The organism is Streptomyces sp. NPDC041713, assembly GCF_055591085.1.
In genome coordinates this window covers 136,964-158,932 of record NZ_JBVIZY010000015.1, presented here as the reverse complement: position 1 = coordinate 158,932, position 21,969 = coordinate 136,964, and the positions used below count along the sequence as shown (strand labels likewise).

The following is a 21,969-nucleotide window of genomic DNA, read 5'->3' as shown; positions in this document are numbered from 1 at the left end:
CAACCCCCCAGGGAATCCCGGGAGCCGCCCCATGCGCCACAGAGCCACTGGACTCGTCCTGCTCCTCGCCGCCGCCCTCGCGGCCACGGTCGTACCGGCCGCCACCGCCGTCCCCGACGGCGCCCCGGCCCCGCACCCCCCACGGGCCGCCGCCGGGCCCGGCACGGACCACGCGGCGGACGACCCCTTCACCGCGGACCGCACCAACTGGTTCCGGCAGGACCGCTTCGGCATGTTCATCCACTTCGGCGCCTACTCGAACCTGGAGGGCGAGTACCGGCGGCCCGACGGCACCATCTGCCGCGACGCCGAGTGGATCAAGCGGCAGTGCGCGATCCCCATGGACGCGTACGAGAAGCAGGCGCAGCGGTTCGATCCCGCCGACTTCGACGCGAAGGCCGTCGTCAAGGCTGCCCAAGACGCCGGCATGCGCTACATCGTCATCACCGCCAAGCACCACGAGGGCTACGCGATGTGGCCGACGAAGGTGAACGGCTGGAACCTGCGCGACCACTCCTCCTTCGACAAGAACCGCGACATCATGGACGAGTTGAAGAAGGCGGCCGACGACGCAAGCATCAAGCTCGGCTTCTACTACTCGATCTGGGACTGGCACGACAAGGACTTCGCGGACCCGGCCACCTTCCCCGCGTACGAGAAGCGCATGTACGCCCAGCTCAAGGAGCTCATCGACCACTACGACCCCGCGCTGCTCTGGTTCGACGGCGAGTGGGACACCGACGGCCCGCACAACCCGTGGACGGCGCGGGACGGCGAGCGCCTGGAGGCCTACCTCCGCGGCCTCGGCCCCGCCCTGGTCATCAACAACCGCGTCGGCAAACGCCGCGTGGTCGACGGCGACTACGGCACCCCCGAGCAGGAGATCCCCGCCGCCCCGGTCGACGGCCAGCTCTGGGAGTCCTGCATGACCCTCAACAACCACTGGGGGTACGCCCGTTACGACCAGGACTGGAAGTCCTCCCAGACCCTGACCCGCAACCTCCTCGCCACCACCTCCCGCAGCGGCAACTACCTCCTGAACGTCGGCCCCGACGCCCGCGGCCGCATCCCGCAGCCCTCCGTCGACCGCCTCAAGCAGATGGGCGACTGGCTGCGCGAGGACGGCCAGGGCGACGCGGTCTTCGGCGCGCGGTACGCCGGCCTCGTCGAGGAGCCGGCCTGGGGGTCGGTGAGCCGCAAGGGCGACACGCTGTACGCGGCGGTCACGCGGTGGCCCGCCGCGGGCGGCACCCTGCACCTCACGGCGCGCACGGACCTGCGGGTGAAGGCGGCGCGGGTCCTCGGCAGCGACCAGCGGGTGACGGTCACCAAGGCCGGCGACGGCTTCGACCTCAAGCCGTCGGGAGCCGCGACCAACGACACGGCTACCGTGATCGAGCTGAAGGTCGACCCCGGCCCGACGGCACGGCCGGGCCACGGCACGGGCCTCAAGCAGGAGATCTTCGACAACGCGACCCTCTCGGGCGACCCGAGGATCACGCGCACCGACGCCACCCTCAACCACGCCTGGAAATACACCGGTTCGCCGGACGCCGCGATCCCCGCCGACCGCTTCAGCGTCCGCTGGACCGGATCGGTGGTGCCGCGCCGCTCGGAGACGTACACCCTGACGACCGTCTCCGACGACATGGCGCGCGTCTGGATCGACGGCAAGCTCGTGATCGACTCCTGGACGCCGCACGAGCCGAAGATCGACAAGGCACAGGTGAAGCTGACCGCCGGCAAGCGCCACGCGGTCAGGGTCGAGTACGCGGAGCAGACGGGCGAGGCCCATCTGCGGCTGCTGTGGTCGAGCCCCGGGCAGGAACAGCAGATCATTCCCCGTTCGCAGCTGTACACACCTTGACGGCTGCGATTCATCGATAATCGGGCCTCAAGTCCTTGGAATCAGGGGCTTGGGGCCCTCGGCGTGAGGACCATCGGCGGCCACTTCGACTTCTCACGGCTTGGCAATGTTGATCGACGTCCGACCGGGGTAGCCGGGCGGAACGACCAAGGTGCCGACAGAGAGAGTGACAGTCACGTGAGCGCGCCAGAAGCCCCCGAAACACCGGCACCGCCCGCGCCCGAAGCCGTGGCCCGCCACCGTGCGCTGTTCCGCGCGATCCACCGCCGCAAGAACCCCAGGCTGCGCCAGACGGACATCACGGTCACCGAGGAAGCCCAGGTCAAGCGGGCGGTGAAGGCGACCGCGCTGGGCAACGCCATGGAGTGGTACGACTTCGGTGTCTACGCCTACCTCGCCGTGATCATCGGCAAGGAGTTCTTCCCCTCCGGGAACGACACCGCGCAGACGCTCTCCTCGCTGGCGACCTTCGCCGCGGCCTTCCTGGTCCGCCCCATCGGCGGCATGTTCTTCGGCCCGCTCGGCGACAAGGTGGGCCGCAAGAAGATCCTCGCGCTCACCATGATCATGATGTCGTCGGCGACGCTCGCCATCGGCCTGATCCCCGGCTACGCCTCGATCGGCGTGTGGGCGCCGGTCCTCCTCGTCCTCTGCCGCATGGTGCAGGGCTTCTCGACGGGCGGTGAGTACGGCGGTGCCGCCACCTTCATCGCGGAGTACGCGCCCGACAAGCGCCGCGGATTCTGGGGCTCCTTCCTGGAGTTCGGCACCCTGATCGGCTACACGGTCGCCGCGGTCCTCGTCACCGCGCTGACCATGGGGCTCAGCGAGGACGCCATGCAGTCCTGGGGGTGGCGCATCCCGTTCCTGGTGGCGGCCCCGCTCGGTCTCATCGGCCTCTACCTGCGGCTGAAGCTGGACGAGTCGCCCGCCTTCCAGAAGATGGAGGAGGGCGAGGGCCCCGCGGCCGAACGCCAGAAGAAGTCCTTCCGGGAGTCCTTCTTCGGCCAGTGGCGCGCGATGCTGCTGTGCATCGCGCTGGTGGCGGCGTTCAACGTCACGGACTACATGCTGCTCTCGTACATGCCGACGTACCTCACGCAGCTCGGCTTCGGAGAGACCGGCGGGCTGATGTCCATCGTGGTCGTGATGCTGATCCTGATGGCCCTGATCAACTCGGTCGGCCGCCTCTCCGACCGCGTCGGCCGCAAGCCGGTCCTGATGGCGGGCTCCATCGGCTTCTTCGTCCTGGCCCTGCCTGCCTTCCTACTCATCAAGCAGGGCGGCACGATCCCGGTCTTCGCCGGCCTGCTCATCCTCGGGCTCGCGCTGGTCTGCTACTTGGGCGCGATGTCCTCGTCGCTGCCCGCCCTGTTCCCGACCGACGTCCGCTACGGCTCCCTGTCGATCGGCTTCAACATCTCCGTCTCGCTCTTCGGCGGTACGACGCCGCTGGTGGTCGCGGCGCTGATCGGCGCCACCGGCAACGACCTGATGCCCGCGTTCTACACGATGCTGGCGGGACTGGTCGGCATCGTGGCGGTGGCCGCGATGAAGGAGACGGCACGCAAGCCGCTGGAGGGCTCGCCACCGTCGGTGGCGACGGACGAGGAGGCGCGGGAGCTGGTGGACGCACAACGGGGTTGAGCGGTTGGGCAGTTGGGGCGTCGCGCCGACGGTGAGCGCCGGCGCCCGAAGGCCGGCAGAGCGGCGCGGACGCCGCTGGGGCCCGTGATTCACCCTGTGTACATTCGGACGGGGTGTTACCGGACGCGCGGCGTACGCCGGAGCGACACGGACGGGCCCCAGTCTCACGCACGATCATCCATCCGTTCCCGGAACGAGGAGACATCGCGTGACCAGACACCGTCCGACCCGCCGAACGACCGGTCCGGCCGTCCTGGCCCTGGCCGCCGTCCTCGCGGCGGCCCCCGCCGCGCCCGCGGCCGACGCCCCGCTGCCGGCGGTCACCCCGAGGGCCGAGACGCCCGTCCTGCACGACGACGAAGCGGGCGGCAACGCGGACGCCGACGACCCCGCGATCTGGCGCGACGCCGCGGACCCGGCGCGCAGCCTGGTGATCGCGACGGCGAAGGAGGGCGGCCTGCGCGTGTACGACCTGGACGCCCGCCCCGTACAGTCCATCGCCGCGCCGCCCGCCGAAGGCCCCGACGACGCCCCCGGCCGCTTCAACAACGTCGACCTCGTGCACGGCCTGAAGCTCGGCACCGGCCGCGCGGACCTGGCCGTCACGAGCGACCGGGGCCACGACCGGCTGCGCTTCCACCGGATCGACCGCGACCGCCCCGGCGGACCGCTCACCGACGTGACGGACCCCGCGGCCCCGCCGGTCTTCTCCGCGAACCAGGCCGAGATCAACGAACAGCGCACCGCGTACGGCCTGGCCACCTGGCAGGACCGGTCGACGGGACGCTCGTACGCCCTGGTCAGCCGCCGCGAGCGCACGAGCGTGGCGCTCCTGGAGCTGATCCCGAGCCGGGCCGGCAAGGTCACCTACCGCACGGTCCGCACCCTGGACCTGCCGTCCACGTTCCGGCTCCCGAACGGCCGGTCGTGGACGCCGTGCGCCGAGCCGGGTGAACTCCCGCAGGTCGAGGGCATGGTGGTCGACCCGGCCACCGGAACGCTCTACGCGGGCCAGGAGGACGTGGGCATCTGGCGCGTCCCCGCGGACCTCACGGGAAAGCCCCAACTCGTCGACAAGGTACGGGAGTACGGAGTCCCCGGCACCTACGACGAGGGGACCGAGGAGTGCGTGCCGGGCCCCGACCCCGGCTACGGCGGCAAGCGGATCGCGTCCGACGTGGAGGGGCTGACCCTGGTGCAGGAGCGTGACGGCGACGGTTACCTGCTGGCCTCCAGCCAGGGGGACGACACGTTCGCCGCGTACGACCGCGAGCCGGGTGAGCACCACGAGTACGAGGGCGGCTTCCGCGTCACCCCCGCGGGCGGCGCGCTGGACGGCTCCGAGGAGTGTGACGGCGCGGCCGCGCTGAACGAGCCGCTCGGCCCGAAGTACCCCCACGGCCTCCTGGTCGTCCAGGACGGCCACGACGCCCCCGGCGAGGGCGACCGCCCGTCGACCGACTTCAAGTTCGTCGATCTGGGGAAGGTCAAGGAGGCGCTGGACGACTGACGGACGCGCCGGGCGAGCCGTAAAGTGCGGCGCCGGTGCACCAAGTCGCCCCGGACCACCGCACGGTGGAGCGGACGGGGTGGGGAAGCGGGGGCGACGTGAGCGAGCCCATCGGTGTCGGCGAGGCCGTGCAGGCGCTCCGGGACGAGCTGTTGAGCGCGGCCACGGCGGGCGCCTCCAGCGACGTGCAGTTCGAAGTCGGGCCCATCGAGCTGGAGTTCGCGGTCACCCTCACCCGGGAGGCCACCGCCCGGGTCGGACTGGGGCGCGTCCTGAGCGCGGTGGTCTCCGCGGGCGCCTCCGGAAAGGTCGCCAAAGAGGACGTCCACCACGTCAAACTCGTCCTCACCCCGCGGGACCGAACCGGCAACCCCCTGCTGATCAGCAACGACGCACCGCCCGAGACGGGCTCGCTGGACTCCTCCTACGGGCGCTGAGACCCGGCGGCCCGTGGTGGAGGACAGACGCCGCACCGCGGTGGTGCGGGCGGCCGGGCAGGGATCCGGTTATGTGCTGGCCCCGCGGCTCGTCCTCACCGCCCGGCACGTGCTGGGCGACCGGACGGACGCGACGGTGCAGACGCCCGGCGGGGAAGCCACGCCGTGCCGGGTGGTCTGGTCGCGCTCGGACGGCCCGTACGACACGGCCCTCCTGCTGGCCGAGCGGGACCTCGCGCGCGATCCCGCCCCGGTGCGCTGGGGGCGCCTCGTGACGCCCGAGCCGACGCAGACCTCGGTCCGCGGTTACACCGGCCTGTCCGGACGCGACGGCCGCCTCGGGTCCACGTCGTTCCGCGGCACGCTCGATCCGATGGAAGCCGTCGAGTCCGACCGCTATGTGCTGGGCCTGACCGGCAGCCCGCCCCTCGGCTCCCCGACGGCGTCACCGTGGGCCGGCCTGTCGGGCGGCGCCGTGTGGTGCGCGGGGACGCTCGTGGGCGTCGCCGTCGCCGACCTGCCCGGCTGGCCGCACAGCAGGATCGAGGCCGTCCCCGGCTATGTGCTCTTCGCGGACGAGGCCTTCCGCGAACTGGTCCGCCGGCACACCGGGTCGGCCGTCCACCTCGAACCGGCGGAGTTCGCCGACCACGCCGAGCCGATCGAACCGCTGGAGCCCAGGTCCGCCGCCACCCTGCTGCACCCCAGGGCGGAGACGGTGCGGTTCACCGGACGCCGTGAACTGCTCGACGAGATGGTGGCCTGGAGCACCTCGGGCGACGACGTGTCGGTGGCGCTCCTCGCGGGGGCCGGCGGCGCCGGAAAGACTCGCCTGGCCCGCGAGTTCGGGCACCGGCTCGCCGCGTCCAGGTACGCGGTGGTGCACCTCAGGCGGGGCAGCGGACCGGAACAGCACCGGCTGCTCGCCGCCACGACGGCTCCCGTCCTGCTCGTGGTCGACTACGCGGAGAGCCGGGTGGAGGAGCTGGGCGACCTCCTGCGTCACCTGGGCCGGCGCCCGCGCGGCGCCCCCTTCAAGGTCCTGCTCGTGGCGCGCGCCGTCGGACCCTGGTGGGAAGAGGTGCGCTCCCACGCGGGAGCCGAGGCGGCCGACATGTCGGGGCAGGCCCGGCGCTGGTCGATCCTGGACACGTCCTCGCTCGGCGTGGACGAGGACGAGGTGTTCCGTACGGCCGTGGAGGACCTGGCGCGCGGGGCCGCGGCGATCGGCCTCGCGGTGGCGCCGCCGACGCCGGGTGGCGGCGGGCCGTCCTCGCCGTCCTCCTCCTGGCCGGGCGTCCCGAACCCGGCGCGGCGGACCGTGCTCGACATCCACATGGCGGCGCTCGCCGGCGTCCTCGCGCCGAGCGCGCGCACGCAGGTGCGGGGTGCCCAAGAGGCGCTTCTGGGCCACGAGGCGGCCTACTGGAAGGAGACGTCGCGGCGCGCCCCGCTCAGCACCCTGGGCGACGCCGCACTGCGCAACGCCGTGGTGACGGCGACGCTGGTGGGCCCGGTCGCGCGAAGCCGCGCCCATACGATGCTCGCCCACGTGCCGCGCATCGGCGACCACCGGGAGTCGGTGCGGCGGGCCGTGGCGGACTGGCTGCACGAGCTCTACCCGCGCCCCGACTCCGCCGAGGGCGGCGCCGCGTGGCAGTGGGGCCCCCTGCAGCCGGACCCCCTGGGCGAGTACCTCGTGGGTACGCGCGTGGCGGCCGAACCGGAGATCTTCCTGCGGCTGTTGCAGGTGCTCGACGCCGAGGAGACCGTGGGCTCCCTGGTCGTCCTGAGCCGGGCCGCCGCCCAGGTCGAGACCGAGCCGCTGACGGAGGTCCTGCGGACGGCCGTGCGGGCGTCCCCCGAGCGACTCGCGTCCCTGCTTGTGGCGGCGGGGACGCGCAGCGCGGAGCCGGCGATCCTGATCGCCGCGCTCGATCAGATCCTGGTGGAGGAGCTGCTCCCCCCGGACCAGCTCCTCGACCTGGCTCAGCGCATTCCGGCGCTGACCCGGGCCTTGGCGTCGTGGAGCGTGCGCCTGCACGAGAAGCTCGTGCAGGCCGAAGCGGAGTCGTCGGCCGCCCCCGAGCTGCAGCGGGCGGGCTCCCTGCACAACTCGCCATGCGGCTGCTGGCAGCGGACCGCTACGAGGAGGGCCTGGAGGCGGCGACGGCCGCTCTGGGCCTCCTCGACGCAGGGCGTTCCGGGGGCTCGTTGCTCCGGGGAATGCTGCTGCACCATCGCGCGTCAGCACTGGGGAAACTGGGTCGGGCAAAAGAGGCCGTGCGCGACGGAAGAAGGAGCGAGGCCCTGTTCGTGTCCATGCGGGACCGCGAGGACGCGCACCGCTCGTTCGCGGACCTGGGGCTGGCGGCAGTGCTCAACAACCTCTCCCAGAACCTCGCCGACACGGGCGACGTCGACGCGGCACTCACGGCGGCCAGGACCTCGGTCGGCCTCCGGCGGGAGAAGGCCCGGTACGACCTCTCGGTCCTCCCCGATCTCGCCCGTTCGCTGAACACGCTCACCCTGCGGCTGCACGAGGCCGGCCGGCTCGCCGAGGCGCTGGAGGCCGCGGAAGAGTCCCTGAGCGTCCGGCGGACGGCTGCTCAGAACCATCCCGACGCGTACGTGGGGGAACTCGCCTCGACGTTGAACAACAGGGCGCGGGTGCTGAACGACCTCGGCGACCTCGCGGGAGCCCGGGAAGGCATGGCAGAGGTCGCATCGATCGAGCGCCGCCTCGCCGCGTCGGGCCCGCCCCGCTCGCGGGCGAAGTTCCTGCGGACGTTGTACATTCTCGCCGATCTGAGCGTTCGCGCGGATGCGACGTCGGATGCTCTGGACCTGGCGGAGGAGTCCGTCGGGCTGGCGAGGAGACTCGTGGTCGAGCACGGCCGCGAACACCTGCCCCTGCTCGCCCGGGCCTTCCTCGTGCAAGCGATGGCTCTGACGCACGCGTCGTGCCAGCAGGTGGCCTACCGGGTGAACAACAAGGCCGCACAGGTCGCGCGAACCGTGTACGACCAGGATCCGACCGAGTTCCTCTCGGCGGCCGGGATGAGCGAAGAGGCGGAGCAGGTGGCGGCCGAAACCCTGGCCGTCCTGTCCGCTCTGCCACCGGAGTCGCGGGAGGTGAGCGCCGAAGAACGCGCGGCGGCCCACGTCAGACACGCGGAGACGCTGCGCGTCCTGGGCCGCACAGTGGCGTGCCGGAAGGCCTGCGACGACGCGCTCGACCTCTACCGGCGACTGGAACGCGAGGCCCCGGGCTCATACACCCGGCACATCGCCGAGACGGAGCGCCTCAGGGACGCCATGGCCTGACGGGACCGCGGGGCGCTCACACCGTCGCCGCGTACCGCCAGAAGTCCCGCATCGCGGCCGGCGGTGTCGGGCTCGTCAGCTCGAGCTGGGTCATGAGGACCGCCACCGTGCCCGTCGACGGCGTGACGTGGGCCGTCGTGCCGGTGCCGCCGACCCAGCCGTAACGGCCCGGGATGTTCCACGGGGAGGTCGGGACGATGTCGACCGAGCCGCCGTAGCCCCAGCCCTGGCCCTCCGTGAAGAGGCCGCTCGCCTCGCGCTGGGCCGCGGTCAGGTGGTCCGTGGTCATCCGGCGCACGGACTCGGGGGAGAGGAGCTCGCGGCCGTCGTCCGAGGTGCCCCGGGCCAGCAGGAAGCGGGCGAAGGCGTGCCAGTCGTCCACCGTCGAGACCAGGCCGCCCGCGCCCGAGGGGAAGGCGGGCGGACGGCTCCACTGGCCGTCGGGCGCGTCCACGAGCTGCAGGGTGCCGTCCGTCGGACCGGAACGGTAGGCGGAGGTGAAGCGGTGGCGTCGGTCGGCCGGGACGTGGAACGCCGTGTCCGTCATGCCGAGCGGCTCGAAGATCCGCTCGGCCAGGAACTCGTCCAGCGGACGGCCCGACGCCCGGGCGATCAGCACGCCCTGGATGTCGGAACACGTGTTGTACAGCCAAGCCTCACCCGGCTGGCGCAGGAGCGGCACGCGGGCCAACGCGGCCATCCACGCGTCCGGCCCCTGGACCAGCTGCGGCTGCGGCGGCCCCTGCTTCAACTCGCTGAACAGCGCCTGCACCGCGGGGAGCGAGAAGTCGGCGGGGAAGCCGTACCCGGCGCGGAAGGTGAGGAGGTCCTCGACGGTGATCGGGCGCACGGCCGGGACGACGTCGTCGACCGGCGAGGACGGTGTGCGCACCACGCTCGGCGACGTGAGCTCCGGGAGCCAGCGCGCGACGGGCGCGTCGAGCGCGAGGCGGCCCTCCTCGACCAGCATCAGCACGGCCGCGGCGACGATCGGCTTGGTGATCGAGGCGATGCGGAAGAGGGAGTCCCGGGCCATCGGCGCGCTGCCGTCGGCGTCGACCGCGCCGACGGCCCGCACCTCCACGCGGTCGCCGCGCGCGACCAGCGCGACCGCTCCCGGCGCCATCCCGGGGCCCTTGCCGACGTGTGCCTCCAGCACGTCCCGCAGTTCCGTGCCGCTCATCGGTCCACCACGTCCACCACGTCCATCACCGTCTCCTTGGGTCCTCGGACCGTACGTACGCCGCATACGCCACGTACATAGAGGAGACCTTCGGCGGGGCCGGAACTCATCGGTGGGAGCGCCACGGATCTGGAGGGCAGCGCGGCGTTACGGCTTCCTACCCACCGCCCCGTACGCGTCGACCTCCGTCGTCTCCCCCGCGTCCTCCGGGCGCCAGCGCGTGACCTGGGCCACGCCCGGCTCCAGCAGCTCCAGGCCGTCGAAGAAGGCGGCGATCTCCTCCACGCTCCGCACGTAGTACGGGATCGCGCCGCTCTTGTTGTACTCGTTCGACGCCGCGATCATGCCCTCGCTCGTCGCCGTCGAGTCGCTGATGGCCAGGTAACTCCCGGACGGGAGGCCGGACATGAGGCGGGTCACGAGGTCGCGTGCCTGGGCGTGGTCGGCGACGTGGCCGAGCGTGTTGAGGATGATCAGGGCGACCGGCTGCGAGAGGTCCAGCGTCTTGCCGGCCTCCGCCAGGATCGCCTCCGGCTTGTAGAGGTCGGCGTCGATGTACGCCGTGTGGCCCTCCGGCGTGCTGGTCAGCAGCGCCCGCGCGTGGGCGAGGACCAGCGGGTCGTTGTCGACGTACACGATGCGCGAGTCGGCGGCGGCCCGCTGGGCGACCTCGTGCGTGTTGTCGGCCGTCGGCAGGCCCGTGCCGATGTCCAGGAACTGCCGTACGCCCTGCTCCACGGCGAGGTGGCGCACCGCGCGCCCGAGGAAGAGCCGGCTGGTGCGCGCCACGTCGACCAGGCCGGGGAAGATCTGCTTGATGTGGTCGCCGAGCTCCCGGTCCTTCTCGTAGTTGTCCTTGCCGCCCACGAAGTAGTTCCAGAAGCGCGCGGAGTGCGGTGTGCTGGTGTCGATGCGCGTGCGTATGTCGGTGGTCGCTGAGTCGAGCTGAGGGTCGTGATCTGACACGGTTGCCTCCTGGCAAGGTGCTTGTGTCCTGCGTCCGCCGTACCGGGTAGTTCGACGATCGAGCGACAATCTAGACGGTTTCACGGCCCGTTCCATGCCCTGTCCCACGGTTCGTGCCGGGCACCTTCGCGTCGTCGGGCATTCCCGGTCCTCTCAGGTCGAACTCGTGCGCCCGCAGGCCCGCTTGGAAACGGGACGTGGCGCCGAGCACCGTCATCAGTCCCGCGACGCGTCTGCGGTACGTACGCAGCGACATGCCCAGCTCGCGCGCCGTCACCTCGTCCGTCTGCCCGGCGCCGAGCGCCCGCAGGATCCGGCGCTCCCCCTCGTCCAGCGCGGGCGGCCGGGTGCGGCGGAACTCGGCCAGGTCGGTGGCCGTCTCCCAGGTCGCGTGCACCAGGGCCCTGACGCCGTCGACGGCGACCGGGGACCGGATCACCGTGAAGGTCCGCACGCCGCGCACCGGGGCGCCGGCGAGGATCGCCACGCGCCGGTCGATGACGATGGCCTCGTGGGCGAGCGGCGCCGCCGAAATGCGCACGTGCGCCCCGGACTCGGCGATCCTGAGCAGCCGTTCCTCGGACTCCTGGTCCGCCAGCGCGCGTGGCGTGTACAGCTTGCGCATGGTCAGCCCGCCGGGGGTGAGCGGCGGCCGTCCGCACGCGGCGAACGCGGCGTTCACCCCGGGCGAGAAGGTCACGAGATCCGCGGCCGCGCACAGGAACTCCTCGCGGGCCCCGGTGAACAGGCCGCCCGCCCGTCGCACCAACTCCCGCTCGCCCCGCAGGGACACGATCTGATCGCTGTCCGATGTGCTCGCCATGGTGGCGACAGTCTGCGGCGCGGGACCGAGGGGGTCAACGGTGGCAGCAAGTGGCCATGTGTTCGCGTACGAAATGCGTACGACGGAGGATTTCGCCCATGACGACGACGAACGGTACGGACACCTCGGCCGCCGCGGCCTCTTCGGACGGTACGGCCACCCGGGCCGCTGCGGCCTCCGCGGGCCACTTCCGCATCGGCGGTGAACTCCCCGTCCGGCGCATGGGGTTCGGGGCGATGCGGCTGCCCGCCGCCCAGTGGGGCGGGCCCGCGCACGACCCCGACCGGAGCGTCGCCGTGCTGCGCCGCGCCGTCGAGCTCGGCGTGAACCACATCGACACGGCGGCCTTCTACTTCTTCGAGGACATCGCGGCCAACGACCTCATCCGCACGGCCCTGCACCCGTACCCCGACGACCTCGTCATCGCCACCAAGGTCGGTCCGGGCCGTCGGCCCGACGGGAGTTGGACGGATCCGGCCGGTCCCGCCGAGCTGCGCGCGGCCGTGCACCGCAACCTGCGCGAGCTGGGCCGCGACCACCTCGACCTGGTCTATCTCCGGTTCCTGCGGACCGACGGCCCCGGCCAGGACCGCTTCGCCACGCTGGCGGCGCTGCGCGAGGAGGGCCTGATCCGCCACCTCGGCGTCAGCGGCGCAACGCCCGAACAGCTCGCCGAGGCACAGGAGATCGCGCCCGTCGCCGCCGTGCAGAACAGGCTCAGCCCGCTGTCGCGCGAGCACGCGGGGCTGGTCGGCCGGTGCGCGGAGCAGGGCATCGCGTACGTCCCGTACTTCCCGTTCGGCGGCGCGGGCGCGCCCGACCTCGGCGTGCTGCGGCGCGTCGCCGACCGGCACGGAGCCACGCCCGCGCAGGTCGCGCTGGCGTGGCTGCTCGGCATGTCGGCGGCGACGCTGGTGATCCCGGGGACGTCGTCCCCGGACCACCTGGAGGAGAACGTGGCGGCGGCCGGACTGCGACTCGACGCCGGCGATCTCGCGGAACTCGCCTGACCTACCAGACCTCTTCCACCCACTCCGGGTGGTCGATGAACGGGTTCCGGTTGTGCTGGAACTTGTCAAATATGACCTGGTTGCGGTTCTTCTCGAACGCGTCCGGCGGATCCTCGTCGCTCCACTGCTTCAGGACCGAGAGGCGGCCGATCGCGGGGGCGCTGCCGTTGTCGACCTTGTCGTTGGGCTCCAGGTCGGGGAAGCCGCCGTCGCCGTCGTACCGTACGGCCATGTAGAGGATCATCCGGGCCACGTCGCCCTTGACCGCGTCGCGCGGTTCGAAGGAGTCGTCGTCGGTGAGGCTGCCGGGGGCGCCGTCGACCGCGCTGCCGCCGTTGTCGAAGTCCTTGTTGCCGCGGATGCTGTTGACCGTGACGTCCGCGGGGCGCAGGTGGTGGATGTCGGTGCCGGGCCCGGTCGCCGTGCCGAAGTCTCCGTGGGACTTGGCCCAGACGTGCTCGCGGTTCCAGTCGCCCTGGTCACCGCCGCTCGCGCTCTTGCTCCGTGAGGCGCCGCTGTAGAGCAGGATGACGTTCGAGCTGTTGGCCGGGTCCTGGTCGGTGGTCTTGATCGCGTCCCAGACCTGGTCGTACGTGAGCTTGGTCTGCTCGCTGATGATCGTGTGCAGCGCCGACTTCAGCTCGGGGCCCGTCTTGCCGAGCGCGTCCTTGTAGTACGTGTCGTCGTAGGCGCCGACGGACGTGCGGGGCGGCGCGGGGGCGGCCGGGGTCGCCGTGGCGGTGGCCGGGACGGTGACGCCGGCGAGGAGGGCGGCGGCGGTCAGGGCCAGCGGTTTCCAGCGGGGTACACGCGGGAGGGGCATGTGGGGGTGTGTCCTTTCCCGAAGGTCTCGCGCACGCCGCGCGCCCGGCCGTGGGGGGCCAAGAGGCGTGCGGTCTACGCGAGTTGACTAATCAACCATCGGGAGAGTGGCACGGATGTGCGGACGACCGTGTGAACGGATTGCGACGGTTGGGTGACGATGTCATGTGCACGGTCGGCGGTGCGGAGGACTCGGTGTGGCGCCGTGGGGGCGTGCCGTTTCGGAGTGCGGAAGAACTATTCTGAAAACTGAGTGTCCGGGCCATCGACCCGGCCCGGCGCGCCGGTTGGATCACCGCGTGTCGCCTGTCGCGCACCGCCGCCGTACCCGTGAGGAGCTCCCGTTGCCCGAGGCCCTGCCCGCCGCCGACGCAGGCGCAGCCGGACGTGACGAGACGAAGAGATCGGCACCCGGCGGCCTGGTGCTCGGCGTGTTGCTCTCGGCGATGTTCATCGTCCAGTTCGACTTCTTCGTCGTGAACGTGGCCGCGCCGTCGCTGGAGCGCGACCTGCACGCGAGTGCGGGCATGCTCGAACTCGTCGTCGGCGGTTACGCGTTCGCCTTCGCCAGCGGAATGATCACGGGCGGCCGCCTCGGCGACCTCTACGGTCACCGCCGGCTGTTCGTCATCGGCATGGCCGCGTTCGGGGCCGCCTCGCTGCTCTGCGGCGTCACGGTCACGGCCGGACAGCTCGTGGCGGCGCGCCTGGTGCAGGGCGCGGCGGGCGCGCTGATGGTTCCTCAGGTGCTCGCCGTGATCACCGCCCACTTCCCGGCCGCGTCGAAGCCGCGTGCCCTCGCCGGGTACGGCATGGCGAGCGGGCTGGGGTCCATCGCGGGGCAGGTGCTGGGCGGCGCGCTGCTCGAAACGCATCTGTTCGTGCCGGGCTGGCGGCTGATCTTCCTGATCAACGTGCCGGTCTGCGCGGTGGCCGCGGTGCTCGCGGCCCGCCACCTGCCCGCCCCGGTGCCGGGCGGGAAGGCGGGCCTCGACCCGGTGGGCGCGGTCGGGGTCTGCCTCGCGCTGGTCCTCGTCCTGCTGCCGCTCTCCCTGGGGCGGACCTCCGGCTGGCCCGCGTGGTCGTGGATCTGCATGGCGGCGGCGGTCCCGGTGGCCGTCGGCACGCTGCTCTGGGAACGCGCCCTGACCCGCCGCTCGGGCAGCCCCGTCCTCGACCTCACGCTGTTCCGCAGCGCCTCCTTCAGCTCGGGGATGATCGCGGGAATCGCCTTCCAGCTCTACTTCGGCAGCTTCATGTTCACCCTCACGCTGCTGCTCCAGTCGGGCCTCGGACTCGGTCCGCTCGCCGCCGGTCTGGCGTTCGCTCCCATGGGGGTCCTCTTCGGCGTGAGTTCACTGCTGGGGCGACGGTTCATGGGCCGGTACGGGATGAGGGTGCTGCTGGCGGGCAGCACGACGACGGGGGCCGGCCTGCTGGCGCTGACGCTGCTGCTCCACGCGTCCGGCGCGTCGGTCGAGGTGCCGTGGGTCGTGCTCTGCCTCTGCCTGATCGGCTTCGGCAACGGCCTCGTGCTGCCCGCGCTGATCGGCGCGGCGCTGGTGCAGGTACGTCCGCACAAGGCGGGCGCGGCCTCCGGAGTGCTCACCACCTCGCAGCAGTTCGCGAGTTCGGCGGGCGTCGCGGTGGTCGGCGCGACGTTCTTCGCGATGCTGGGCGCGTCCCCGACGGCGCGCGACTACGCACACGCGATGACGGGCTCCGCCCTGATCGACCTGGTACTGGTGGCGGCGGTCCTGAGCATGTGCTGGCTGATCAAACGCCGTACGGAGGCGGTGGGGGCGGCGGCCACCTGACCCCGCCGCGAGCCGACGCGGCCGCCCCCCGCTCACGTCCTCCGCGGCGACGCCAGCACATACCGTCCCCCGGCGCGCCGCTCCGCGTGTTCGCTCGTCTGCCAGCCCGCCCGGGACAGGGCGTCCGCGCACGCCCGCAGGCCCTCCGGCGTCGGTTCCCGGACGGCCACCGCCTCCGGCTGCGGGGTCTCCTCCACCCGGTAGCCGGGGGTGCCGGGGGCCGCAGGGCGGCACGCGGCCGCCTCCAGGGCCAGTGCCGCCGCCTGCACCAGGTGCGCCCGCTCCCAGCCGCACGGACGGTCCCGCGCGCCGTCCGTGTTCGTCATGCGGCGCAGCTCCACCAGGCCCTCCCAGGCGCTTCGGACCTCCCGCGCGCGGGCGGCGCCCTCGGTGCCGGGCCGCTCCGTCTCCGTGCCCGTCCGCGCGGCGAAGACCCCCGAAGCCGCCGAAGACGTGGGTGCGGGTGGCGGGGAGGGATCCGGGGCCGCGCCCTCCTCCCGTACGCGATGACCCGCCGGGGTCAGATAGCACGCGTGGGGCGGCCGCGGATGGCGGAAGGCGAGACGCGCTCGCACCAGGCCCGCGAGCTGCGTCTCGGTGCCGGACAGGCGCCCGGTCTCCGGGTCCGCGGCCTCGATGATCCGTCGCTGAACGGCAGTAGGCGGTCTCACCGCACGCACCCCTTTCCCGGCCGGTCCCCTCACCTCCTACCGATGGTGCACCGAGCCACTGACATCAGGGCGCCGTCGACATCACGAGCTCGAGCACCCGCCGGTCCTCCGCCGCGTCCGCCCGCTCCTCGGGCGTGCCGGGATACGTGTCCAGGAGTACGTCCGTGGCGCCGAGCCCCGCCAGCGCCTCCAGGTCGGCGCGGACCTGCTCCGCGCTGCCGTGCCCGAGCGGACGCTCCGGGGAGTCGGGGAGCTCGCCGAGCCTGATCTGCAGACGCGGCACCAGGTCCGGCACCGGGCGGCCCGCCGCCTCCGCCTGCGCGGCGATACGGGGGAGCGCCTCGTCGAGCAGCGCGCGGCTCGGCATGAACGGGTGCCAGCCCTCGCCGAGACGTGCCGCGCGGCGCTGCGCCGCCGGGGAGTTGCCGCCGACCCAGACGGGCAGGTGAGGCCGGGTCGCGGGCGCAGGGGCGGTGCGGACGCCCTCGTACGCGACGTACCGGCCGGCGAAGGACGTCGGGTCCTCGCTCCATGCCGCGCGGATCGCCGTCAGATACTCGTCGGTGATCGCGCCGCGCTCACGGAAGGGCACGCCGAGCACCTCGTACTCGGCGGCGGACCAGCCCACCCCCGCGCCCAGGATGAACCCGGCCTCGTTCAACTGGTCGATGTTGGCGGCCATCCGCGCGGTCTGCAGCGGGTGCCGATACGGGATGACGGTGATCGTCGTGCCGAGCCGCAGCCCCGGCACCCGGCCCGCGAGATACGCGGCGAGCACGAACTGGTCGTAGAACGGCGCCGGATAGACGCCGTGGACGTCCGGGGTCACCGCTATGTGATCGGAGATCATCGCGAACTCGAACCCGAGGTCGCGGGCGTCGGTGGCCTGCCGCAGCAGGGAGTCGGGGGTGGTGCCGGAGCCGAAGTTGAGGAGGTTCACGCCGTATCGCATGACCGCAGTCTTGATGATCATCGGCGGGCGTGTCGAATACGGAAGGGGCCCCGGCATCCTCGTACGGGGGAGCCCCCTAAGTCGTACAGGGGAGCCCCCTAGGGCACGGTCCGTCAGTTCAGCAGCTGCGGCCGCAGGTTCCAGCTCGCCACCACATGGCGCCGGTGCTCGGTGCTCAGCCGGCTCACCGTGCCGGTGGCGAGCAGGAACATCGAGCCGCCCGACGCGGGCAGGCCGAGCCTGCGGGCCGTCAGGACGCGCAGGAAGTGACTGTGGGCGAAGAGGACCACGCTGCCCTCGTTGTCGGCGAGCGCCGCGTCCACCTTCGCGAGCATCCGGTCGGCGCGCTCGCCCACCTGCTCGGGCGACTCCCCGGGGTGCTCCGGCGGGCCCGGGGCGACGCCGTCCGTGAAGAGGTACCAGTCGGGCCGGGTGCGGTGGATGTCGAAGGTCGTGATGCCCTCGTACGCCCCGTAGTCCCACTCGGCGAGGTCCGGGTCCACCCGGGCGTCGGCGAAACCGGCCAGCTCCGCGGTCTCCCGCGAACGCTGCCGGGGGCTGGTGAAGGCGGCCCCGATCCGGAACCTGCCGATGAGCGGGGCGAGGGAGCGGGCCTGCTCCCTGCCGTTGTCCGTGAGGGGGATGTCCGTCCAGCCGGTGTGCTGCCCCGAGAGGGACCACTCCGTCTCGCCGTGCCGCACGAGGAGCAGATCACCCATGGTCGCGCCGTTCCTGTTCTTCCGGTGGTGGCGGAGCCGTCCGGCACCGCCACCACCGAGCCTGCCACGCCCCCGGGGACCGGCGCCCGGCGGGGACCGGCAAGCGGGCGCTACAGGCCCTGCGGCGCCCGCGCGGGACGGCCCGAGCCGCGCGTCAGGGCGTAGCCGCCGACGCCCGCGAGCGCCGCGAGGACACCGCCGGCGCCCGTCCACAGCCAGCGCGAGGACCACCAGCCGCCCGACCAGCCGTCCTCGGGCTCGACGGCGGCCGCGCCGGCCTGTTTCTCGTCCGCGCCCGCGCCCGGCACCAGGGGCTCGCCGAGCGTCCCGTCCACCGCCTGCGCGCCGCCCGCGTCGGTCGTGGTGACCTTCGCCTCGGCCCGTACCGGAAGGCCCAGGTCGTCCGCCTTGAGGTCGGCGACGGTGAGCCGCGCGTAGTACGTGCCCGGCAGCGGGTCGTTCGCCCACTGCTCCGACCAGGACCGCACCGTGCGCAACGTGCACGTCAGCGACACCGACGCGGCGTCCTGCCCGACGGTCCTCGAGGGTGTGCCGAGCCGGCAGGCCTGGCGGCGCCGCAGCCCGTCGTACACGTCGACCCGCCAGGTGGACGCGGCGTGCCGGGCCGCGGCGTCCGGCAGCTTCACCGTCACGTGCACGGTGGCGCGCTGTCCGGTGTCCACGGGGAACGCCCAGTAGAGGTAGTCACCCGTGGACGCCTCCGCGGAGGCCTCCTGGTCCGGGCGGATCGCGGTCGCCGTACGGAAGGACGTGCCCGCCTCGGTGACCTTCTCCGGCGCCTCGTCGTCGGCGGTCGCGGCCCCCGCGGCGCCGGTCAGCGCCAGCAGGGCGGTACCGGTCACGGCGGCGAAGCGCCGTACCCCACGTGTCGTACGCATCAGTTGGTCCTCCAGACCGCGAAGCGCCAGCGCGACAGCCAGCCCCAGAGCACACCGGCGAGGAAGCCGACGAGGACGAGCAGGCCGAGCAGCCACCAGCCGTGGCCGAGCCCGAAGAAGGCGACGTCGGACGCGTCGTCGGGGGAGTCGACCAGGTCGACCGCGAGCTCGACCGGCAGGCCGGGCGACGTCTTCACCGACGCGGGCGCGGAGAAGGAGTTGCTGACGCGCAGACAGACGGTCTTCGGCGCGGCGCTCTCGTCGTCCTCGTCATCCGCCTCGGGCCTCGGGTAGCGCAGGCCGGTCGAGATCACGTCGGTGCGTCCGTCGCCGGACTCCTGGCCGCGCACGATCTCGCGGCCCCTCGGCGTCTCGGCGCGCAGCAGCACGCCGTAGTCCTGGTTCACGGCGCGGTCCGCGGCCACGCTGACGGAGGCGCGCAGCTCCTTGCCGGCCGGGACGTCCACCCGGTACCAGCGGTGCTCGCCGAACTTCTCCCGGTCGGTGTAGAGGCCCGAATCCAGCTTGGGGGCGGCGGCGCACTGCGCGGCGCCCTTCGCCTCGACGGGTGTGACGACCGGGTCGGCCGCCCGGTCCACCAACTGCTTGACGCGGCCGGAGAGTTCATCGGTGTGCCGGACGGAGGTGTACGTGCCGCCGGTGGCCTCCGCGATGCAGCTCAGCTGGTCGCGGGTCTTGGCGTCGGGCACCAGGCCGAGCGTGTCGATGGTGAGGTGGATGCCCTTGGCCGAGATGTCGCGGGCGACCACGCACGGGTCGAGCGGCCGGCAGGTGTCCTCGCCGTCGGAGATCAGCACGATGCGGCGGCTGCGTTCGGCGGTGTCGTCCGTCAGGTCGTGGGCGGCCTTGAGCAGCGTCGGGCCGATGGGGGTCCAGCCGGTCGGCGCGAGCGTCGCCACGGCGGTCTTGGCGTCGGTGCGGCCCGCCTTGTCGAGCTGCTCCACGGGGTAGAGCAGCTCGGTGTCCTTGCAGCCCGTCCTGCGGTCGTCGCCGCGGTAGTTGGCGCCGAGGGTGCGTATGCCGAGCGCGACCTCGTCGGGCGTCGCGTCCAGGACCTCGTTGAAGGCCTGCTTCGCGGCGGCCATGCGGGACTTGCCGTCGATGTCGCGGGCGCGCATGGAGCCGCTGACGTCGAGGACCAGCTCGACCTTGGGGGAGGGCCGGGCCGGTTCGTCGCCGTCGTCGGCCGCGGCGGGGCCCGCCGTGACGAGCCCGGCGGTCAGGGCGGCGAGCAGGGCGATGACCCAGGCCGCCGGCCGTTGTCTTGTGATCATCGCCGGATCTTATTGATCTCCGCGCGCATCCCCCAAAACGAGGTGCGCGCATCCCCGAAACGAGGATCGTGCATCCCCGAAGCGTGGTCAGCAGGGCACGCACAGCCACCGTCTGACCACGCGTCACACCGCCCCCGCGCGAGCGGATCAGCGCTTCAGCTCCCGGCCACCGAACGCCCCGGACCCGTCCGCCCGCCTCCACCACGTCTCCAGTGCGGCCTGGTCCATGGCGTGCCAGTCGGGGGTCGCCTGGACGAGCACTCCGCCGAGCCGCCGCCCGAGGTCCACCAGCGCGCGGCCGGAGGCGGTGCGCTCGGCGTCGTACGCCGCGAGGGCGTCCGTCCAGGTGTCCGCCGAGGTCAGGGCGGCCTCCAGGGCGGCGGCGTCCTGCAGCGCCTTCACCGCGCCCGCGCCGGTGTGCGGCCGGGCCACCGCCGCCGCGTCGCCGAGCAGCAGGGTGCGGTCGGCGGTGCAGCGCGGCGCGGTGAAGTCGTACATGGGCTGCAGGAAGAGCTCGTCGGGCGCCGTCGCGCGCAGCAGCGCGCCCCAGTACGGCGGAAGCAGTTCGTCGGCGACGTACGCCAGGTGCGTGGCGAGCGCCTCGGTGAGGCCGCCGGGCGGCAGGATCGAGGGGCCGGTCAGCCGCAGGTCGAGGCCGAGCCCGAGGTCGAGGTCCGGGGGTGGCGCGGTGTACAGGACCCAGTTGACGCGGTGGCCGCCCGCGCCGTCCGGGATGCGGTAGATGATGACGTGACCGCCCGGGAAGACGGCGTACACGCAGATGTCGTCAGCCCACAACTCCGCATCGCGCAGCCGGGCTTCGGGGTACGCGCCGCGCCAGGCGAGATACCCCGCGTACGCCGGACGCACCGCACCGAAGCGGGCCTCGCGGACCACCGAGCGGTACCCGTCGGCGCCGACGACGAGATCGTGGCGCGCGCTCCCCGCCTCGGTGACGACCTCGACGCCGCCGTCCCCGGCGTGCGCCGGCCGGACCGACCGCACTTCGGCACCCGTCCGGAAGTCGACGCCCTGCGGGACGCGCCCGCGCAACTCGCGCCAGAGCGGGCCCCAGTTGTACGTACGGAAGGGGAACGGCAGCACGCCGATCTCCCGCCCCACGGGGGAGCCCGCCGCGTCGTCCCGCACGTACCAGCGCCGCCGCGTGAGCTGCACCCACGGCATGCCCGCGTCGAGGTAACCCGCCGACTCCAGCTCCGCGTAACGGGAGTTGTGCACGGCGAGCCCCACGCCTCGGTCGGCCAGGTCCCCCGCGGCGCGTTCGTACACGGTGATCCGGTCCGCGCCGCCCCGGTGCGCTGCCAGCGCCGCCGCGCACCCGGCGATGCTGCCGCCGACGACGGCGACGTTCCCTCCACGCATCATGACGGCATCCTGGCAGCCCCGGTGACCGTCTGTCAGCGCAGCGAGACCCCGCGCCCGGCGAAGAACGGCTCGAACTCGCCGGGGGAGAGCCGCGCGGTGCGGGTCGCCGCGTCGATGCCCGACGGGTTGTGGAAGTGCAGGGCCCCGTCGCCGGTGCGGCGGGTCACGAGGACCAGGTGGCCGCCCCTGCCCGGCGCGGGGCGGTGCGGGCGGCGGATCTCGAAGTGCACCGAGGCGATGACCTTGCGGCCCTCGTCGAGGAGGGCGCCGATCTCCTCGACGGAGAGGTGCCGGTGGACCTCGGCGTCGACGCCGTGCACGGCGCGGGCGTACTCCGCGAAGGGGGCGTAGACCATGCCTCGGATCTCGCCGTCCACGTCCGTGTAAGCGCCGAACTTCAGTGCGCCGTCCCGCAGTTCGAAGAGCGACGGCGCGGCCGGGCCGAGCGCCATCCGGTAGCAGGTCAGACCGCACAGGTGGCCGCACCAGCGGGCGTAGTCCTGCACGGTCGCCGCGCCCGAGGCGGGCCACGCCGGGTCGGCGGCCCGGTCGAAGCCCTCGTACACGATGGGCCCGACGAGGTCGGGCGAGGCGAACTGCGTGAGGACCGGCACGTCGCAGGTGGCGCAGGGCGGCAC

The 21,969-nt window shown here is 72.9% G+C and carries 19 protein-coding genes; 8 read left to right on the top strand and 11 right to left on the bottom strand.

Features of this window, described 5'->3' with window-relative positions:
* The first annotated feature begins 31 nt into the window (after window positions 1-31).
* From ACZ6CV_RS32905 to ACZ6CV_RS32880, 6 genes are all read left to right on the top strand, one after another.
* Complete coding sequence (locus tag ACZ6CV_RS32905; protein ID WP_469254992.1) at window positions 32-1,867, top strand: alpha-L-fucosidase; 1,836 nt, start codon at window positions 32-34, stop codon at window positions 1,865-1,867.
* A gap of 177 nt (window positions 1,868-2,044) precedes the next feature.
* Window positions 2,045-3,514, top strand: a complete 1,470-nt coding sequence (gene proP / locus ACZ6CV_RS32900; RefSeq protein ID WP_362365662.1) for a glycine betaine/L-proline transporter ProP — start codon at window positions 2,045-2,047, stop codon at window positions 3,512-3,514.
* Between the two features lie 208 nt (window positions 3,515-3,722).
* On the top strand, window positions 3,723-5,024 hold the full coding sequence (locus tag ACZ6CV_RS32895; RefSeq protein ID WP_469254991.1) for a phytase: 1,302 nt from the start codon (window positions 3,723-3,725) through the stop codon (window positions 5,022-5,024).
* 98 nt (window positions 5,025-5,122) lie between these two features.
* Window positions 5,123-5,461 carry a trypco2 family protein gene (locus ACZ6CV_RS32890; RefSeq protein ID WP_362365659.1) on the top strand — a complete coding sequence of 113 codons (339 nt, stop codon included), beginning with the start codon at window positions 5,123-5,125 and terminating at the stop codon, window positions 5,459-5,461.
* Window positions 5,462-5,474: 13 nt separating this feature from the next.
* Entirely contained in the window at window positions 5,475-7,979 is a 2,505-nt protein-coding gene (locus ACZ6CV_RS32885) for a P-loop NTPase (RefSeq protein ID WP_469254990.1), read from the top strand.
* The gene (locus ACZ6CV_RS32880; RefSeq protein ID WP_469255007.1) at window positions 7,976-8,788 is read left to right on the top strand and encodes a tetratricopeptide repeat protein; all 813 of its coding nucleotides are present in this window, start codon (window positions 7,976-7,978) and stop codon (window positions 8,786-8,788) included. The genes ACZ6CV_RS32885 and ACZ6CV_RS32880 overlap by 4 nt, the downstream gene beginning before the upstream one ends.
* A gap of 16 nt (window positions 8,789-8,804) precedes the next feature.
* On the opposite strand, the gene ACZ6CV_RS32875 is transcribed toward ACZ6CV_RS32880, so the two are convergent.
* The 3 genes from ACZ6CV_RS32875 to ACZ6CV_RS32865 all read right to left on the bottom strand — a co-directional run bounded on the left by ACZ6CV_RS32875 (window position 8,805) and on the right by ACZ6CV_RS32865 (window position 11,760).
* Window positions 8,805-9,971, bottom strand: coding sequence for a serine hydrolase domain-containing protein (locus ACZ6CV_RS32875; RefSeq protein ID WP_469254989.1), 1,167 nt, complete (start codon window positions 9,969-9,971; stop codon window positions 8,805-8,807).
* Window positions 9,972-10,118: 147 nt separating this feature from the next.
* Window positions 10,119-10,937, bottom strand: coding sequence for an SAM-dependent methyltransferase (locus ACZ6CV_RS32870; protein ID WP_469254988.1), 819 nt, complete (start codon window positions 10,935-10,937; stop codon window positions 10,119-10,121).
* A 70-nt stretch (window positions 10,938-11,007) separates the two neighbouring features.
* Window positions 11,008-11,760 carry a helix-turn-helix transcriptional regulator gene (locus ACZ6CV_RS32865; protein ID WP_469254987.1) on the bottom strand — a complete coding sequence of 251 codons (753 nt, stop codon included), beginning with the start codon at window positions 11,758-11,760 and terminating at the stop codon, window positions 11,008-11,010.
* A gap of 98 nt (window positions 11,761-11,858) precedes the next feature.
* On the opposite strand from ACZ6CV_RS32865, the gene ACZ6CV_RS32860 reads away from it, so the two are divergent.
* Window positions 11,859-12,770, top strand: a complete 912-nt coding sequence (locus ACZ6CV_RS32860) for an aldo/keto reductase (protein ID WP_469254986.1) — start codon at window positions 11,859-11,861, stop codon at window positions 12,768-12,770.
* 1 nt (window position 12,771) lies between these two features.
* Here ACZ6CV_RS32860 and ACZ6CV_RS32855 read toward each other — a convergent pair whose 3' ends face one another.
* On the bottom strand, window positions 12,772-13,593 hold the full coding sequence (locus tag ACZ6CV_RS32855) for an endonuclease I family protein (RefSeq protein ID WP_362365641.1): 822 nt from the start codon (window positions 13,591-13,593) through the stop codon (window positions 12,772-12,774).
* A 343-nt stretch (window positions 13,594-13,936) separates the two neighbouring features.
* Here ACZ6CV_RS32855 and ACZ6CV_RS32850 point away from each other — a divergent pair, with 343 nt between their 5' ends.
* Window positions 13,937-15,409, top strand: coding sequence for an MFS transporter (locus tag ACZ6CV_RS32850; protein ID WP_469254984.1), 1,473 nt, complete (start codon window positions 13,937-13,939; stop codon window positions 15,407-15,409).
* Between the two features lie 32 nt (window positions 15,410-15,441).
* Here the strand turns inward: ACZ6CV_RS32850 and ACZ6CV_RS32845 are convergent, their stop codons facing one another.
* The 7 genes from ACZ6CV_RS32845 to ACZ6CV_RS32815 form a co-directional block, all read right to left on the bottom strand.
* Window positions 15,442-16,080, bottom strand: a complete 639-nt coding sequence (locus ACZ6CV_RS32845) for a hypothetical protein (RefSeq protein WP_469254982.1) — start codon at window positions 16,078-16,080, stop codon at window positions 15,442-15,444.
* Between the two features lie 64 nt (window positions 16,081-16,144).
* Complete coding sequence (locus ACZ6CV_RS32840) at window positions 16,145-17,053, bottom strand: TIGR03619 family F420-dependent LLM class oxidoreductase (RefSeq protein ID WP_469254980.1); 909 nt, start codon at window positions 17,051-17,053, stop codon at window positions 16,145-16,147.
* 92 nt (window positions 17,054-17,145) lie between these two features.
* Complete coding sequence (locus ACZ6CV_RS32835; protein WP_362365632.1) at window positions 17,146-17,751, bottom strand: histidine phosphatase family protein; 606 nt, start codon at window positions 17,749-17,751, stop codon at window positions 17,146-17,148.
* A 110-nt stretch (window positions 17,752-17,861) separates the two neighbouring features.
* Window positions 17,862-18,650 carry a hypothetical protein gene (locus ACZ6CV_RS32830; protein WP_469254978.1) on the bottom strand — a complete coding sequence of 263 codons (789 nt, stop codon included), beginning with the start codon at window positions 18,648-18,650 and terminating at the stop codon, window positions 17,862-17,864.
* Window positions 18,650-19,945, bottom strand: a complete 1,296-nt coding sequence (locus tag ACZ6CV_RS32825) for a VWA domain-containing protein (RefSeq protein WP_469254976.1) — start codon at window positions 19,943-19,945, stop codon at window positions 18,650-18,652. Before ACZ6CV_RS32825 ends, ACZ6CV_RS32830 begins: the two co-directional genes overlap by 1 nt.
* 147 nt (window positions 19,946-20,092) lie before the next feature.
* Window positions 20,093-21,328, bottom strand: coding sequence for an FAD-dependent monooxygenase (locus ACZ6CV_RS32820; protein ID WP_469255006.1), 1,236 nt, complete (start codon window positions 21,326-21,328; stop codon window positions 20,093-20,095).
* 35 nt (window positions 21,329-21,363) lie between these two features.
* Window positions 21,364-21,969 carry a peptidase gene (locus ACZ6CV_RS32815; protein ID WP_469254974.1) on the bottom strand — a complete coding sequence of 202 codons (606 nt, stop codon included), beginning with the start codon at window positions 21,967-21,969 and terminating at the stop codon, window positions 21,364-21,366.